Raw genomic sequence first — 15,462 nt, forward strand, 5'->3', positions numbered from 1 at the left:
CCGCCGGTCAACACCATCACTCCTGCGCGTCGTCTTCGGCCGTCGGGCCGTCGGCATCGCCCTCCCCGTCGGCCTCCGCGACCTGCTGGAGACCCGAGAGTTTCGTCCCCTCGTCGAGGCTGATGAGTGTAACACCTTGCGTCGCGCGGCCCATTTCGCGTATCTCCGAAACGCGCGTGCGAATCAGCACGCCCGTGGTCGTGATCAGCATGATTTGCGCCTCCTGGTCGACGAGCGTCGCGGCGACCACCTTGCCGTTGCGCTCCGAGGTCTGGATCGCGATCATGCCCTTCGTGCCGCGCCCGTGCCGCGTGTACTCGGCGATCGGCGTGCGCTTGCCGTAGCCGTTCTGCGTCGCCGTCAGCACCGATTGCTCCTCGTCGCCGGCCACGAGGAGCGCGATGACCTGCTGACCGTCGTCGAGCTGCATGCCGCGCACGCCGCGTGCCTCGCGGCCCATCGGCCGCACGTCGTTCTCGTCGAAGCGCACGGCCTTGCCCGAATCGGAGAACAGCATCACGTCGTGCTGGCCGTCCGTGATCGCCGCGCCGATCAGGTAGTCGCCGTCGTCGAGACCGACGGCGATGATGCCTTTGCGCAAAGGCCGGCTGAAGGCCTCCAGCGGCGTCTTCTTGACGGTGCCGAGCGCCGTGGCCATGAAGACGTACTTGTCGGCCGAAAATTCCTTCACGGGCAGCACGACCGTGATCTTCTCGCCTTCCTGCAGCGGGAACATGTTCACGATCGGACGGCCGCGCGAGTTGCGCGAGCCCTGCGGCACCTCGTAGACCTTCACCCAGTAGACCCGCCCCCGGTTCGAGAAGCAGAGGATGTGGTCGTGCGTGTTCGCGATGAAGAGCGTGTCGATCCAGTCGTCTTCCTTCATCGACGTAGCCTGCTTGCCGCGACCGCCGCGCTTCTGGGCGCGATATTCGGACAACGGCTGCGACTTCACGTAGCCCGCATGCGACATCGTGACGACCATGTCCTGCGGCGTGATCAGATCCTCGGTGTTCAGCTCGGTCGCGTTCAGCTCGATCCTCGAGCGGCGCTCGTCGCCGAATTCCGTCTTGATCGCCGTCAGTTCATCAGAGATCATGACCGTTATCCGCTCCGGCCGCGCGAGGATGTCGAGCAGGTCCGCGATCTGCGCCATGACTTCGCGATACTCGCCGATGATCTTGTCCTGCTCGAGCCCGGTCAGCCGCTGCAGGCGCATCTGCAGGATTTCCTGGGCCTGCGTGTCGGAGAGGCGATAGAGACCGTCGCCCTGCATGCCGTAGATCGGCGCCAGTCCTTCGGGCCGGTAGGCGCCGCGCCCGCCCGCCGCCGCGTTCTCCGTTTCGGCCCTGGCCAGCATCTCGCGCACGAGGGACGAATCCCACGAACGCACCATCAACTCCTGCTTCGCGATCGGCGGCGTCGGTGCCGCCTTGATGATCTCGATGAACTCGTCGATGTTGGCGAGCGCCACCGCAAGCCCTTCGAGCACGTGGCCGCGTTCGCGCGCCTTGCGCAATTCGTAGACGGTCCGCCGCGTCAGCACCTCGCGCCGATGCGAGAGGAAATGCTCGAGCATCTCCTTCAGGTTCAGCAGCTTCGGCTGGTTGTCGACGAGCGCGACCATGTTCATGCCGAACGTGTCCTGAAGCTGGGTCGCCTTGTAGAGGTTGTTCAGGATGACTTCGGGCACTTCGCCGCGCTTGAGCTCGATCACGACGCGCATGCCGCTCTTGTCGGATTCGTCGCGAATATCGGAGATGCCCTCGAGCTTCTTCTCGTTGACGAGCTCCGCGATGCGCTCGAGCAGCGAGCGCTTGTTAACCTGATAGGGCAGCTCGTCGACGATGATCGCCACGCGCTGGCCGCGGTCGATATCCTCGAAGTGAGTGAGCGCCCGCATCACGACGCGACCACGCCCGGTGCGATAGCCGTCGCGCACCCCGGCCACGCCGTAGATGATGCCGGCGGTCGGGAAGTCGGGCGCCGGGATGATCTCGATCAGCTCGTCGATGCTGGCCCCGGGGTTCTTCAGCAGATGCTGGCACGCGTCGACGACCTCGTTGAGGTTGTGCGGCGGGATGTTCGTCGCCATCCCGACCGCGATGCCGGACGAGCCGTTGATCAGCAGATTGGGAATGCGCGCCGGCAGGATCTGCGGCTCGCTTTCGCTGCCGTCGTAGTTCGGACCGAAATCGACCGTTTCCTTGTCGATGTCGGCGAGCAATTCGTGACCGATCTTCGCCATGCGGATTTCGGTGTAGCGCATCGCGGCCGCGTTGTCGCCGTCGATCGACCCGAAATTGCCCTGCCCGTCGACGAGCATGTAGCGCAGCGAGAAGTCCTGCGCCATCCGGACGATGGTGTCGTAGACGGCGGTGTCGCCGTGCGGATGGTACTTACCGATGACGTCGCCGACGATACGCGCCGATTTCTTGTACGCCCGGTTCCAGTCGTTGTTCAGCTCGTGCATCGCGTACAGCACCCGGCGATGCACCGGCTTGAGTCCGTCGCGGACGTCGGGAAGCGCCCGGCCCACGATCACGCTCATCGCGTAATCGAGATACGAGCGGCGCATTTCCTCTTCGAGGGAGATTGGCAGAGTCTCTTTGGCGAATTGATCCATTATCGAGGTCTTGTAAAGACGCGGGCGGCAAGCTCTCGCGCCTTGCTCGCACCCTTCCGTCGCACGGACGCCGCGGATGCGGCGCAATCATGCGATTCTACCATGCGGCACCCTGCTCCCCCACCTACGTATACCTATTAGAGGAAACGCGACGAGCGGCACCAGAGACCGTAAAAAGCCGCCGATGCGAAAGTCCGTCTCTGCGACTTTCGAGCACGGGTTCGCCCCGGGCAATCGGCGCCCGCGCACCATGCGGCAGTAGACAGTCTTTTTTTGTTGCGGCAGCACCACAATCGCGAAGCCCTACCTGGAGGGGCGGATATTTTTTATCGTTGGAAGGGAACGATATGGCAAAATGCCAACACACAAAGTTAGACGCTGCCCGAAGTCTAGACAAAGCGTTCCCGGCAACGCGCCAATGTTATACTTCGAGCAATGTATGACTTGTCTTCGTCATCAGGCTCGCAGTAAACCTGCGGTAATCTCAATTTCGAGAGGAGAAATATGAATAAACTTTCAAAGCTCGCGTTCATTGCAGCTACCGCAGTAATGGCTGCATCCGCGTCGGCACAATCGGTGCCGGCATCGCGACAAGCCGTGAATGACAACTGGGTGAATGGCACGGGCGAATGGGTGTGGATGAACGGCACGAACGAGCTCTGCTGGCGCAATGCGTTCTGGACGCCGGCCACCGCCAACGCCAAGTGCGATGGCGCGCTGGTCGCGACGGCTCCGCAACCGCCGGTCACGCCTCCTCCCCCGCCGCCGGTCGTCACCAGCCAGAAGATTACGTATCAGGCCGATGCGCTGTTTGACTTCGACAAGGCCATCCTGAAGCCGGCTGGTCGCGAACGCCTCGACGACCTCGCCTCGCGGATCGAAGCGCTGAACCTTGAAGTCGTGGTTGCGACGGGCTACACGGACCGCATCGGTTCGAACGCCTACAACAACCGCCTGTCGCTGCGTCGTGCGCAAGCCGTCAAGGCGTACCTCGTCAGCAAGGGCATCGATCCGAACCGTATCTACACGGAAGGCAAGGGCAAGAGCGATCCGGTCACGACGGGCTGCAACCAGCGCAACCGCCGTGCTCTCATCGCCTGCCTCGCGCCGGATCGCCGCGTGGAAGTCGAAGTCGTCGGTACCGCGAAGCAATAAGCTGCGAATTCGGCAGCCGGTATCAAAGCCCCGCTCCGGCGGGGCTTTTTCTTTCCAGGGGCAGAACGGCTCCTTCTCCGCCCGGCGAGCGTTTTGCCGCCCCGCGTCAGCGCCTGTAGCCTATATACTCTGAACTTGTCCCGATTCCCCGCCATCGCGCCCGATAGCCCATCCGACATGACGAACGCCGACCCCCACGAGCTGCAGAAATTCAGCGATCTCGCGCATCGCTGGTGGGACCCGAACGCCGAGTTCAAACCTTTGCACGAGCTGAATCCGGTCCGCCTCGGCTGGATCGACGGCCACGCTCATCTGGCCGCGAAGCGCGTGCTCGACATCGGCTGCGGCGGCGGCATCCTGTCCGAATCGATGGCCGGCCTCGGCGCCAGCGTCAAAGGCATCGACCTGTCGAGCGAAGCGCTTGGCGTAGCCGACCTGCACAGTCTCGAAAGCGGCGTGACGGTCGATTACGAGGAAATCGCGGCCGAGGCACTCGCGGCACGCGAACCCGCCTCGTTCGACGTCGTGACCTGCATGGAAATGCTGGAGCACGTTCCCGAGCCGGCCGAGGTAGTCGCTGCCTGCGCAACGCTCGTCAAGCCGGGCGGCTGGGTGTTTTTCTCGACGCTCAACCGCAACGTGAAGTCGTATCTGCTCGCGGTGGTCGGCGCGGAGTACATCGCCCGGATGCTGCCCAAAGGCACGCACGATTACGCGCGCTTCATCCGCCCGGCCGAACTGGCGTCGTTCGCGCGCAAGGCGGAACTGCACCCGGTCGACATCAAGGGCATCGTGTATCACCCGCTCGGACGACGCTTCACGCTGTCCGACGACACCAGCGTCAATTACCTCCTCGCCTGCCGGCGCGCCGCCTGAGCGGCGCACGGCCCCGCATTCGCCGGACCATGACCCAAACCACAACGCTCCCCTCTCTTGAAGGGGATGACGACGCAGCACTGGATGTCTGCGACGCCGTCCTCTTCGACCTCGACGGCACGCTGGCCGATACGGCACCCGACCTGGCCGCCGCGGCCAACCGGATGCGGCGCGACCGCAACCTGACGGCGCTGCCGCTCGATCAGTTGCGCCCGGTCGCATCGGCCGGCGCTCGTGGCATGCTCGGCCGCGCATTCGGCATCGCTCCGGACAACGAGGCGTTCGCCGCCATGCGCGACGAGTTTCTCGCCAACTACGAAGCCAGCTTGTGCGTCGAAACCGCGCTATTTCCCGGCATCGGCGCGCTACTCGACGAGCTTGATGCGCGCGGCGTCCGTTGGGGCATCGTGACGAACAAGGCCGCCCGGTTTACCGATCCGCTCGTCGCCCTGCTGAAACTCGATTCGCGCGCGGGATGCGTGGTCAGCGGCGACACGACACCGCACTCGAAACCGCATCCGGCACCGCTCCTGCATGCGGCGCAAGCGATCGGCATCGATCCGCGCCGCGCCGTATACGTCGGCGACGACCTGCGCGACGTGCAAGCCGGCCAGGCTGCCGGCATGGTCACGATTGCCGCGGCATACGGCTATTGCGGCAGCGATCTCGCCCCGGAAAACTGGAATGCGCAGTACCTTGCCGGATCGACCGCGAAACTGCGCTCGCTGCTCGAACCAGTCGGCACGAGCACAACCGGCCGCGTCGCGAGCTAACCCTGGGCGGGTTAGCCGTGCCTCCCGAACTATGGGATAATGCTCGTTCTACTTGGGGCCGACCTGGTTTCGACGTGGGTAATGAAGCAACTCAGGGCATACCGAGGACCCGTCACCTCGTAAATCAATGGGACTTAAGTAACTGCGAACGACGAAACGTACGCATTGGCGGCTTAACCCCGCCAACCTCGCACTGACTCGCTGACGGGTCAGGGTCGCAAGACTAGCGAGGTCATTCACGTCAGCTAATCTCCGGTGGTGTCACGATGCCGGGGCCGAAAATTCAGTGACTCGCCGTAACGTAGCGTGTTCGTCCGCGACGGTGCGGTTAAATCAAATGACAGGACTAAGTATGTAGAACTGCTTGTGGACTACTTGCGGACGCGGGTTCGATTCCCGCCGGCTCCACCAACACCTCTTCCGCGGACATCCGAGGAAGTCCTGAAACCCGCGACAGCTAAGGCTTCGCGGGTTTTTCTTTGGCCGTGTTGGTCTATACTTTTCCGTGTGATTCCGGTGGTGCCTGGGGGTACAACCGGGGGTACAAGTGGGGATCGGAAATGGCGGTACCCCCACTCCCCTGAAATCCAGATTGGGAGAGGCTAGCCATGCCGCTGACCGATATCGAGGTGAGGAAAAGTGGAGCGCGCGACAAGACCTACCGCGTCAGGGATGGCGGCGGGATGTTTCTCGAAATTCGGCCGAACGGCTCGAAATATTGGCGACTGAAGTACCGGTTTGGCGGCAAGGAGAAACTTCTTGCTCTCGGCACCTACCCTGCCGTTACCCTGAAAGAGGCACGCGGGAAACGTGAGGCAGCGAAGAAAAAAATCGCGGACGGCATTGATCCCAGCGCAGCCAAGCAAGCAGAAAAGCGCACTCGGCAACTGAACACCGAAAACTCCTTCGAGGCGATCGCCCGCGAATGGCATACGAAATTTTCGACTAGCCTGTCCGAGTCACACGCAGCCCGGAACCTACGACGCCTCGAAGTACATGTGTTTCCTCATATCGGTGGTCAATCGATCGGCGATATCGAACCGCTTGACGTCCTGCCGGTCCTCCAGCGTATCGAAAAAACGGGGCACATTGAGACAGCGCACCGGGTACGCTCGATTGTCGGCCAAGTCATGCGTTATGCCGTCGCTACCGGTCGTGCCAAACGCGATGCAACACAAGATTTGCGCGGAGCTATCCCGCCAGCACAAGTTCAGCATCTCGCGGCTGTTACCGATCCGAAACCGCTTGGTGCGTTCTTACGTACGATCCATAGCTATGTCGGATCGCCTACGGTCTGTGCGGCACTCAAGCTTGCACCGCTGCTATTCCAGCGGCCCACCGAGATGCGACTAAGCAAATGGTCAGAGTTCGACTTAGACAAAGCTACATGGGAAATACCATCCGAGCGCATGAAAAGAAGGAAGGTAGGCAAGCTGCATGGGCCAGCCCATATCGTTCCTCTTTCGCGGCAAGCGGTCGAAACACTTCGAGAACTCCACAAGCTCACCGGTCACGGCCAACACGTATTCCCAAGTGTGCGCGGCGATATTCGCCCGATGAGCGACGGCACGCTCAGCGCAGCCTTCCGATTAATGGGAGTTGATTCAGCAACGGCGGTTCCGCATGGCTGGCGGGCAACAGCCCGTACCCTTGCTGTAGAACAGCTCGGATTCCCCGAGGAGATCGTGGAGATGCAACTTGCTCACACCGTAAAAGATCCTTTGGGGCGTGCCTATAATCGAACGCAATGGCTTGCTCAGCGACGGGAGCTCATGCAACGCTGGGCAGATTATCTTGATGAACTACGGTTAGATAGCGCCGGAGTAGTGACGAGTGCGAATACTCGTTAGCTATACACTGATTTTCTGCCTGTTGAATCAGACGGTCGATTTAATTATATTGGGCTCCCTTGAAGGCAATCACAATACCCCAATCTATGAAGAAAGCGGGGACAATATGAGTCAACCCAGACCGCTATTGACGTTTTAGTGTGTCGGAAGACAAGCCTGACAGGGACTCACACGGCTAGAGGGGAAAAGTGGATGTCGGAAAAATTTTCTTACTACGATTTGGGACACCTTCAGTCGGGGCAAATCGTTGAGGTGACGTTGTCTGGCAATGCGGCGAACGTGCGGCTCATGGACAGCTCGAACTTCAGCAGCTATAAGCGTGGTGGCCAGCATCGATATTACGGTGGTCTAGCTAAACAATCCCCTGTCCGATTGCAGGTACCTAGCAGCGGTCGCTGGTATGTCACGATTGATATGCAGGGACTTCGAGGGTCCGTACGGCATAGTATGAAAGTGTTGCCCAGCCCCCTACCTGCAATTCGTGAGGCTCCCCTCTCCAGTATTCCAAGTTTGGTTCGCCCTGAATCGCCCCCCACCTACGAAAGATCGTCCGAACAATTCGACGTATTCATCTCACATGCGTCTGAGGACAAAGACGAGGTCGCACGCCCAATGGCAGAGGCATTGCAGTCGCACGGATTGAAGGTTTGGTACGACGAGTTCACGCTTAGGATTGGCGATAGCTTGCGCCGCAAAATCGACGAAGGGCTGACGAACAGTCGAGTGGGGCTAGTGGTTCTCTCCCCCGCGTTTCTCAACAAGGGGTGGACAAATCATGAGCTTGACGGCATCGTGACTCGATCCGTCACGGGCGAACAAGTTTTGCTGCCAATCTGGCACAAACTGAGCAAGCAAGAAGTCATCTCGTATAGCCCATCGTTGGCAGACAAACTTGCTCGCAATACTGCAACTCACACCATCGAAGAAATCGCGGCGGAAATCGCGGAACTGATCAGGGCAAGCTGATCTGAACTGGATTGAAGCTGCTGCGCCCAGCGCCCTCGGCGAACCAAACCTTGGCGACCGCCCTGTTCAGGGCGGTCGTTAGCCGGTTAACAAGCAAATGTGCGATGCATTTTAGTGGCGAACGTGTTGCGCTAAGTAACCCGATTTGATCGTGATGCCAGCCAACCCTCGGAACTGCCAGCCCCTTGTAAACAAGGGTTTAGAGCGTTGTGGGGAGATATATCCCTGATTCCCACCAAATTAACGCTGAGGCCCATGATTCCAGAAACACGGGCCTCTTATCTTATACGCGTGGCGAGCCATTGCCCTCATGCGCAAGCTGCCCCGCCTGTTACGGCCATGCCAAGGTCGATTTGAGCTCGCCGCACTTCGTAAACTATCAGCACGCCAAGTCGCGGAACTCAAAACGATGCTCGACCGCTTTGACATCGATTTACTGATGGCTTTTTAGTGCGAGAATGGGGCGAGCAAATCACTCAAAAGAACGAAAATGCCCCTTCCTTTGAACGACGCTGTTGTCGCGGCCGTCTGCCAACTGATTGACGACTCGACAGCCAAACGGGCTGGCGGTGATTTTCGCGAGCCAACCCATTCGGACATTGAGTTTCTGGTCAACAAGCTTGGCTTGGCCGCTCTCGATCCCAAGCAGCAGGGGCAGCAAGTCGGCAAGGCCAAGCGAGTTCGAGCAGTCCTGCACGAAACGATGGTTGGCGACGAAGAAGCCGGGACGCGTCTCGTTCACGCCATTCTCTCCAAGGTCCGCGCCTGCGGGGGCTTCCGCAAGGGGTCAGAAAACTATGTCGGCGACGAAGCTATCGCCAATGCCAAGGCAACATTCAATTCCGAGGGATTCTGGCTGGCCGACGACGGCACCTTCGGGGCCAACGTTCTGGAAGGCCTGAGAGGCTCAGAGCTGACCGCCGCGCTCCATGCTTACGCCGTTCGAGCGCAACGCGGCTCGGAAGACGCCGCGCTGCTTATGGGGACGGGCAAAGACTTGATGGAGGCGACGGCTGCGCACGTGCTCACGACCATAGCCGGCAAATACCCGGTCGGCGCAAACTTCAAGGCACTCCTCGGCATGGCATTCACGTCGCTTGGCCTCGCGGTTCCCGAGCAAGCAGCGGAGCCAGGTGAGCCGCCATCGAAGGAGTTGGAGCGCGGTCTGTTCACCGCCGCCTGCGGAGCCAACAAATTGCGCAACAAGGAGGGGACCGGCCACGGACGCCCGTCTCCGGTCAATGTCGGCGCGGTCGAAGCGAAGGCCGCCGTCGAAGTTGCCGGCTGCGTATCAGCCTACTTGCTAGATAAACTGCAAGCCAGAACCCGATGACGGCGCAGCGGCAGCAGAGGACGACGGGAGAAAAATAGAGCCTAAAATGACTTCCAAGCCGGACGATAACGACCAACGCCAAGACTAGGCGAAAAGAATGAATTCAATCAAAGACCTTTGGAACGGGGTTCGGCGGCATCCGGTGAAGATGCTCGCCTACATGTTCACCGCGTTCAGCATTATTCAAACCATCGTCCGGGGCGTCTCCCTGTTTGTCCCGGGCATCTCCATCAGCGGCCCAATTGCCTTCGCCGCCGTGATCATCGTCAGCATCTCGTGGGGCTTAAAAAAGGTTTGGAAGCCCTCCCGCATCGAATTGCCGATCGCCAATTGCGCGACCGTGGTCGAAGTCATCTTCGGCGATTTATTCGAGCAAGAGGGCATTCGGGCCATCGCGGTCAACGATTTTTTTGACAGCCAGCTCGGCAAACCGGTTTCCGACAAGAGCGTGCACGGGATTTTCTTGAAAAAGTGTTTTGGCGGACACGCGGAACCATTCGACAAACAAGTGGATGAGCAACTCGTCGCTATCGAGAGCGAAAACGTTGAGCGTCCGGAAGGGAAGACAAAGCGCTTTCCTATTGGCTCAACCGCAATTATCAATGTCAACCACGACCGATACATCGCGTTCGCTTTCGCGGAAACGGACCCCGCGACGAGCAAGGCACGCTCGGACGTGACCATGATGTGGTCCGCCCTGCACTCTTTATGGGAACGCGCGCGCATTGAAGCTGGCGGGCACTCCCTGAATCTCCCCTTGGTCGGAAGCGGCCTGTCCGGACTCGGTCTGCCGACTAGAGACCTTTTGAACCTCATCATCCTATCTGCGATCACCGAGACGAAAACCCGGGAGATCACACAAAGAATCAGAATTGTCTTGGGGCGAGACCGATTCGACCACCTCGATTTGCGAGACGTGAAAGCGCATTGGAGCGAATAACATGGCTTACAGAAACGGGACCTACGTGGCTTTCCATGCTAACGGCACGAACCGGCCGGGCGGAAACTCCGACATCGACTACTACAATCTGTTGAAGGCGTGGGTCGGCAAAGACGACGACCATTTCACGATGAACAACAGCCATGACAAGACGTCTGCAGCTCGCGATTCGAGCAAGGAAGCAACCCTGCGGGCCTCGCTCCTCGAACGCCTGAGAAACTCAAAGAACATGGTGCCCATCATCGGGGACACAACACTTCTGGACGACGATTGGGTTCCCTTTGAAATTTCAGCGGCTGTAGATACATACGAAATTCCCATCATAGCCGTCTACACCCAATACTCGACCCCAATCCGCAATCCTGCCGCGCTGCGCTCGTGCTGGCCGGCTGCTCTCGCGACTCGAATCGATTCGAAGAAAGCCAAAGTCATACACATTCCATTCAAAAAAGCAGCGCTGAACGATGCGATTTTGCAGTTCTCCCACAACAACATGCCCAAAGGGTCGCTATCGTTTTATAGCGACGAAGCTTATAAAAGCTTTGGAATTGACGGATAGCCACGAGCCTCCGCCACCGCGTTGCACCGGGTCCAAAACGAGGTCTGCCCGGCGAAACGAATCACCCAAATTGCAGACGCTGATGAAGCGCCTGGAACGGCACCAACGCCCTATCTCTAGAATACTGTGTGCTATGGCTTCGTCCGTCGATGGGCCTTCCTGCTTAATGCCGCTCGATCTCTCACGACCTCTCCGCATTCCGACATAATTAATAATGCCATCCGAATCGGATCGTCGCGCAAACCAACCGCGAGCCCTATAATTTCGATCGAGTCCATAACGATGGCGGACAGGATATATTCGGCCAGCAATGGTTCACAACGGGGTGCCCCATGACAAGCTCGACACCAAAAATTGATGTGGCGAAAATGTTCTATGACGGAATCTGGGGTTCTGATCATCATAAACGATTAAATGAAATCGGAAATGAGTTGAACAAGGTCAGGCTTTACGCGAACGAGATGGTGGTCGACGACGTGTTTTCGCAGACCATCGTCTATTTGACTGGAAGCTCTTATTTTGCCGGTCTTGTACCAATCGTTCAGATAGAAAGCGCACTATTCGTCGAAAAGGAATTCAGGAACGAATATGCTTATGCACTCGCAGTGAGGGCTTACATTGAAGTTGCGGGCAGACTCCACAAAGGCATGCGATTGTGGCGTCAATACAAATCAAAATTGACGACTCTCGACGAGCTAAGAGCGGGCGTTCAACGTTTAATGGCGAAATACCGGCCGACCGAGAAATCTCCTAATGGCATATTCAAGGGAGACGGGTTCAACGTCATGACTCTCGTAAAATCGTTGGAAGACCAGATTCCCGAAATCGCAGACATCTACGAAAACCTTTCCAGCTACGTCCACGGTGGTTTTGAGGAACAGATGCTCACGCGAAAAATATCGTGGATTTCCGATCTCAAACAGGAGAGTAACCCTATCATTGAGTCTTATGAAAAGATCTCCATGCGGCTGCGAGATGTTGCATTTGACGATTTTTCCGAATTGATGCGAATCACTCACCCGCTCAGGGAGCGCTATGACGCCAGACATAAGGACGATGCTTGATACATCGGCAGACGTGAAATAAGTGTGTCGCTATCTCCTTGATCGAATGCGCGACGATTAAGGCGAAAGAATGAAGCAATTGCTCAATCCCATTCGGACGGTGCCGACAAGTTGGTCGGCCGATGAGCATTCGATGTCAAACACGCAAACGCGATCGTACCGTCGCAAGATGCGCCGGTATTGCCCCCATGTCGTCCGGTGGGCTCTTGCAGCGTCAAACCCGCAACGATCCCTTGATCAAGTCGCCCTAGCCCAAACGTCGAGGGTTCCTCCGCCAACGTGCCACGCAGGTGACTTCGCCCGTCTGTTACGCGTCGGCCGCAACCTTGACGAACATGGCGTCGCACAACGAACGCCAACGCAACAATTCGACCCGTTCACCGATATGCATCGTCTTCGCTGCCTTGCGGATCGACATACGCTGACTACGAAGCTCGTCGGCGACGCGATCCGCGAGATCGGGAAAGTCCAACGAATGGCCGCGCGATTCGATGGAACGGCGAATCTGCGATCCCTGATACAGCGTGAATTTGTCCGCCGAACCGAAGTAGCCGTTGCGCACGACATTCGTCACCGCGTCCGGGAACGTCGCGCTGAAGGCGCTCAGCAGTTCAAGGCTGTCGCGTTGCCGGTTAATCACCCACAGGACAACAAGCCGGCGTCGAAGCTCGCCAAGCGCACCGGCCAGCGTCGCGCCGAACTGCTCAACACCTGTCTGGCTCCGCGCCGCCGTGTTGACGACGATTGCCGCATCCCGGTGTTCATCGCAGTAGTTGACGAGGCCGATCCAGCCGTTTGCATCGTCCAGGTTGTATGCGATGCAATGCATCTCATCCTGAACTGCTTTCATCACGTCCGGATTGGAGGTATCGGTTTCCACCAGTGCCGCGTGGATATCTCGCCGCAGCAGGTAATCGGCCAGCGCGAGTGCAACAAAACTCTTGCCTACGCCGCCCTTGCTGCCGCCAACGAGATAGATGGGGTAAATCGTCGTATCCATTTGAATCCTCTAAAGGTTCTCGGTGTCGGGCCTGATCTCGAATGAGTACGCGTCCCGCATCACCATGGTTCCCGGCTTGTTGACTACTTTTCCCCCATCCTGCTTTTGGCTCTTCCCGACAGCTTCCGCGCGCGGTACGTCACCCCTATTTCCTTTCTTCGCAGAAGGCGATGACGCCGCATTGCCCCGCGCAGGCTCCTTTACCGCCTGCCGAGCTGACCTGCTCTGTTTCGACGGATATAGCGCGTATTTGACGGAGCCAACGCTAAAATCGACGCCCTTTTCTCTTGCATGCTCAACAATTTCTTCCAGCGTATATCCCTTTTTCCTCACCGCGCTAATCACCACACGCATCTCCTTCATTGCATCGGTAATCGAGACGCGTTGTTCCGCCTCCGGCTTAACCGGCAGTGACTCCAGAGAGTGGGCAAGCTCATCCCATTGCGCTCGGGTGTAGCTTTTCGCAACCGGCATAGCTCGCTCCGTTGTGCTCTCTTTTCCCCATCTTGTTCATTCAGGAAAGTGCCGTCAATACCTGTTTCCGGTCGGAATTTTCGCTATCGGACCTCCATGGACTTGACCGGATCACGTCGGACTAGAAAAAATATTTTGGACGCGTTGAACCCGAGCAACAGACCCGAAGCGATGCTCAGAAAACGTATCGAAGGGATTTCAGGCGGATATCACGACAGTGCAGACGCGGAACGATCACGACCAATGAACTGAATCGCTCTGCCCATCGGGATAGACACGATATAACTGTATGCGGACAGCAGCACGACGAACTCCAGACCATATGCCTGCCCCTGCAAACGCCCGATAGCTCTGCCTGCATCCCCCGGGGAACGACGGTACAGATTCCGAAATACCAACCGGCCGAAGCGGGATCGATCTCACCGATTCAACGCATGCGATTGCCGACTCCAGACGCAGTCTTCGCCGACATCCAACATTCACCTACCGGCCATAAATCAGGCCGCTACGCAGGAATTGCCCTATACAGCATGCAGACTCGATCCATCGACAACTCGAACTCGTGATGTGCAGTGTGCAGCCACGCAAAGGAAGACCAACCGACTCATCGGGAGCATCTCGCGAACGCTTCTGACCATGTCACAGAAATGCCCAACCAACCTCGCCGAAAACGTTTAGACGGCGGCCTTAAAACCCACATTAAAAACGAGGATGGCAGGATAGGCTTCAGCCGGTTTTGGGCACCATCGCCTTATATCAAAATTTCATCTCGATAGGAACGCTTCGGCGACTAACCTGCACACCAACGTCGACGACGCCCAGCGAAACAGACTTGGGAAACGTACTGCTTAATGCGCTGATAGATATGGTCGAGCCGGATAGACCAACAACCTGTTCTACCTGTTTGCGACGCAAGATCGCGCCCGCCACGTATCGATCCGACATGACTCCAAGCCTTCCTAGCCGTATCTGAATCTGCCTGGCACAGGTACGATTCAACCAACAGGACGAACGGACTGGCAATTCCGTCAGAATTGACAACTAGTGATGGCGGCCGTCCAAATCGTTAACAGAGTCGGGCCGCAGTGCAGCGGCAAACGTCTGTGCACTGCGTGAGGCTTCACCCGTGGCCTGCCCTTTGAGGCCAATTCTTGCATCAATGGCACGCGCGACCGTCGAGGATTTCGGCGGACGCTCCGAATCCCATTCTGCCCAATACTCCCACATCACCTCAAAGAGTAGAGAAAGTGTGCGGGTCAAATGCGGAAGATGGACCGCCACACCATTACCGATCCGACCAGGACTTACTTGCCCCGACCGATCTAGTTCATGAACGCAATTGGTGCGTCCGGTAGACCGCTCCAGACGTTGTTCAAGGCTTTCTTCGAGTGCATGATGGAGCGAGACAGTACGCGCGAGCGCACGCTCGAGTAGCAAGATTCGCTGATCACGCCCGCGCAAGCGGATCGAAAGACGAGATACGGTAGCTTCAGCATCCTTGAAACGTGTTCGCCAGTATTCGACTGATTCGGCGAAGACCTCGCTATTCTTGGTATCAAGATGAGCATGCTCGGACTGGCACATCTGCCCTCCCTTCCTCTCCATACATCGTCGCTGAGAGGATAACGAATCAAGGCGCCGGAAGATCGCCGAGAACCTGACCCATTGCAGCTGAATTTACATATTCCACTGCGCTACACCTTAGAGCGTGTTAGGCACTTTCGTTCAAACCTGGTAATCTGGCGGAATGCCAGAACGCAAGCCATACCCCACGGACGTTTCGGACGAGGAATGGAGCTTCGCCGCTCCCTATCTGGTCTTGATGAACGAAGACGCGCCGCAGCGC

Annotated in this window: 15 protein-coding genes and 1 other RNA gene; 11 read left to right on the forward strand and 5 right to left on the reverse strand. The window is 58.2% G+C overall.

Going from position 1 to position 15,462, the window contains the following annotated elements; genetic code table 11:
• Positions 1-16 precede the first annotated feature (16 nt).
• Positions 17-2,626, reverse strand: coding sequence for a DNA gyrase subunit A (gene gyrA / locus CY652_RS14380; protein ID WP_102131365.1), 2,610 nt, complete (start codon positions 2,624-2,626; stop codon positions 17-19).
• Positions 2,627-3,130: 504 nt separating this feature from the next.
• Here gyrA and ompA point away from each other — a divergent pair.
• The 10 genes from ompA (at position 3,131) to CY652_RS14430 (ending at position 12,142) form a co-directional block, all read left to right on the forward strand.
• Positions 3,131-3,781 carry an outer membrane protein OmpA gene (ompA, locus tag CY652_RS14385; protein WP_102131366.1) on the forward strand — a complete coding sequence of 217 codons (651 nt, stop codon included), beginning with the start codon at positions 3,131-3,133 and terminating at the stop codon, positions 3,779-3,781.
• A 177-nt stretch (positions 3,782-3,958) separates the two neighbouring features.
• Entirely contained in the window at positions 3,959-4,657 is a 699-nt protein-coding gene (gene ubiG, locus CY652_RS14390) for a bifunctional 2-polyprenyl-6-hydroxyphenol methylase/3-demethylubiquinol 3-O-methyltransferase UbiG (RefSeq protein ID WP_102131367.1), read from the forward strand.
• A gap of 29 nt (positions 4,658-4,686) precedes the next feature.
• On the forward strand, positions 4,687-5,430 hold the full coding sequence (gene gph, locus CY652_RS14395) for a phosphoglycolate phosphatase (RefSeq protein ID WP_102131368.1): 744 nt from the start codon (positions 4,687-4,689) through the stop codon (positions 5,428-5,430).
• 54 nt (positions 5,431-5,484) lie between these two features.
• Positions 5,485-5,841: a transfer-messenger RNA gene (ssrA, locus tag CY652_RS14400) on the forward strand.
• Between the two features lie 197 nt (positions 5,842-6,038).
• Positions 6,039-7,280, forward strand: a complete 1,242-nt coding sequence (locus CY652_RS14405; protein ID WP_102131369.1) for a tyrosine-type recombinase/integrase — start codon at positions 6,039-6,041, stop codon at positions 7,278-7,280.
• 192 nt (positions 7,281-7,472) lie between these two features.
• Positions 7,473-8,246 carry a DUF1883 domain-containing protein gene (locus tag CY652_RS14410; RefSeq protein WP_102131404.1) on the forward strand — a complete coding sequence of 258 codons (774 nt, stop codon included), beginning with the start codon at positions 7,473-7,475 and terminating at the stop codon, positions 8,244-8,246.
• A 490-nt stretch (positions 8,247-8,736) separates the two neighbouring features.
• The gene (locus tag CY652_RS14415) at positions 8,737-9,579 is read left to right on the forward strand and encodes an abortive infection family protein (protein ID WP_102131370.1); all 843 of its coding nucleotides are present in this window, start codon (positions 8,737-8,739) and stop codon (positions 9,577-9,579) included.
• Positions 9,580-9,721: 142 nt separating this feature from the next.
• Positions 9,722-10,519, forward strand: coding sequence for a macro domain-containing protein (locus tag CY652_RS14420; protein ID WP_180970606.1), 798 nt, complete (start codon positions 9,722-9,724; stop codon positions 10,517-10,519).
• A 1-nt stretch (position 10,520) separates the two neighbouring features.
• A complete protein-coding gene (locus tag CY652_RS14425) occupies positions 10,521-11,078 on the forward strand; it encodes a TIR domain-containing protein (protein WP_102131372.1) in 558 nt (185 codons plus the stop codon).
• A 332-nt stretch (positions 11,079-11,410) separates the two neighbouring features.
• Positions 11,411-12,142, forward strand: a complete 732-nt coding sequence (locus CY652_RS14430; protein ID WP_146010110.1) for a hypothetical protein — start codon at positions 11,411-11,413, stop codon at positions 12,140-12,142.
• Between the two features lie 307 nt (positions 12,143-12,449).
• Here CY652_RS14430 and CY652_RS14435 read toward each other — a convergent pair whose 3' ends face one another.
• The 4 genes from CY652_RS14435 to CY652_RS14450 all read right to left on the reverse strand — a co-directional run bounded on the left by CY652_RS14435 (position 12,450) and on the right by CY652_RS14450 (position 15,200).
• Positions 12,450-13,142, reverse strand: a complete 693-nt coding sequence (locus tag CY652_RS14435; protein WP_102131374.1) for a nucleotide-binding protein — start codon at positions 13,140-13,142, stop codon at positions 12,450-12,452.
• Positions 13,143-13,151: 9 nt separating this feature from the next.
• On the reverse strand, positions 13,152-13,616 hold the full coding sequence (locus CY652_RS14440; protein WP_102131375.1) for a hypothetical protein: 465 nt from the start codon (positions 13,614-13,616) through the stop codon (positions 13,152-13,154).
• A gap of 756 nt (positions 13,617-14,372) precedes the next feature.
• Positions 14,373-14,561, reverse strand: coding sequence for an AlpA family phage regulatory protein (locus CY652_RS14445; RefSeq protein WP_102131376.1), 189 nt, complete (start codon positions 14,559-14,561; stop codon positions 14,373-14,375).
• Between the two features lie 96 nt (positions 14,562-14,657).
• Positions 14,658-15,200, reverse strand: a complete 543-nt coding sequence (locus CY652_RS14450) for a hypothetical protein (protein WP_102131405.1) — start codon at positions 15,198-15,200, stop codon at positions 14,658-14,660.
• Between the two features lie 163 nt (positions 15,201-15,363).
• On the opposite strand from CY652_RS14450, the gene CY652_RS14455 reads away from it, so the two are divergent.
• The coding region (locus CY652_RS14455; RefSeq protein WP_374703624.1) for a transposase at positions 15,364-15,462 on the forward strand (99 nt) is incomplete at its 3' end.

Origin of the sequence: Burkholderia sp. WAC0059 (genome assembly GCF_002870125.1) — a bacterium.
Lineage (GTDB): Bacteria > Pseudomonadota > Gammaproteobacteria > Burkholderiales > Burkholderiaceae > Paraburkholderia.

Bases quoted from the DNA above. Each gene is read 5' to 3' on its own strand.
- CY652_RS14445 (WP_102131376.1), bottom strand. From the start codon at position 14,561: ATGTCGGATCGATACGTGGCGGGCGCGATCTTGCGTCGCAAACAGGTA.
- ubiG (WP_102131367.1), top strand. From the start codon at position 3,959: ATGACGAACGCCGACCCCCACGAGCTGCAGAAATTCAGCGATCTCGCG.
- gph (WP_102131368.1), top strand. From the start codon at position 4,687: ATGACCCAAACCACAACGCTCCCCTCTCTTGAAGGGGATGACGACGCA.
- CY652_RS14425 (WP_102131372.1), top strand. From the start codon at position 10,521: ATGGCTTACAGAAACGGGACCTACGTGGCTTTCCATGCTAACGGCACG.
- gyrA (WP_102131365.1), bottom strand. From the start codon at position 2,626: ATGGATCAATTCGCCAAAGAGACTCTGCCAATCTCCCTCGAAGAGGAA.
- CY652_RS14440 (WP_102131375.1), bottom strand. From the start codon at position 13,616: ATGCCGGTTGCGAAAAGCTACACCCGAGCGCAATGGGATGAGCTTGCC.
- CY652_RS14410 (WP_102131404.1), top strand. From the start codon at position 7,473: ATGTCGGAAAAATTTTCTTACTACGATTTGGGACACCTTCAGTCGGGG.
- ompA (WP_102131366.1), top strand. From the start codon at position 3,131: ATGAATAAACTTTCAAAGCTCGCGTTCATTGCAGCTACCGCAGTAATG.
- CY652_RS14435 (WP_102131374.1), bottom strand. From the start codon at position 13,142: ATGGATACGACGATTTACCCCATCTATCTCGTTGGCGGCAGCAAGGGC.
- CY652_RS14405 (WP_102131369.1), top strand. From the start codon at position 6,039: ATGCCGCTGACCGATATCGAGGTGAGGAAAAGTGGAGCGCGCGACAAG.
- CY652_RS14430 (WP_146010110.1), top strand. From the start codon at position 11,411: ATGACAAGCTCGACACCAAAAATTGATGTGGCGAAAATGTTCTATGAC.
- CY652_RS14450 (WP_102131405.1), bottom strand. From the start codon at position 15,200: ATGTGCCAGTCCGAGCATGCTCATCTTGATACCAAGAATAGCGAGGTC.
- CY652_RS14415 (WP_102131370.1), top strand. From the start codon at position 8,737: ATGCCCCTTCCTTTGAACGACGCTGTTGTCGCGGCCGTCTGCCAACTG.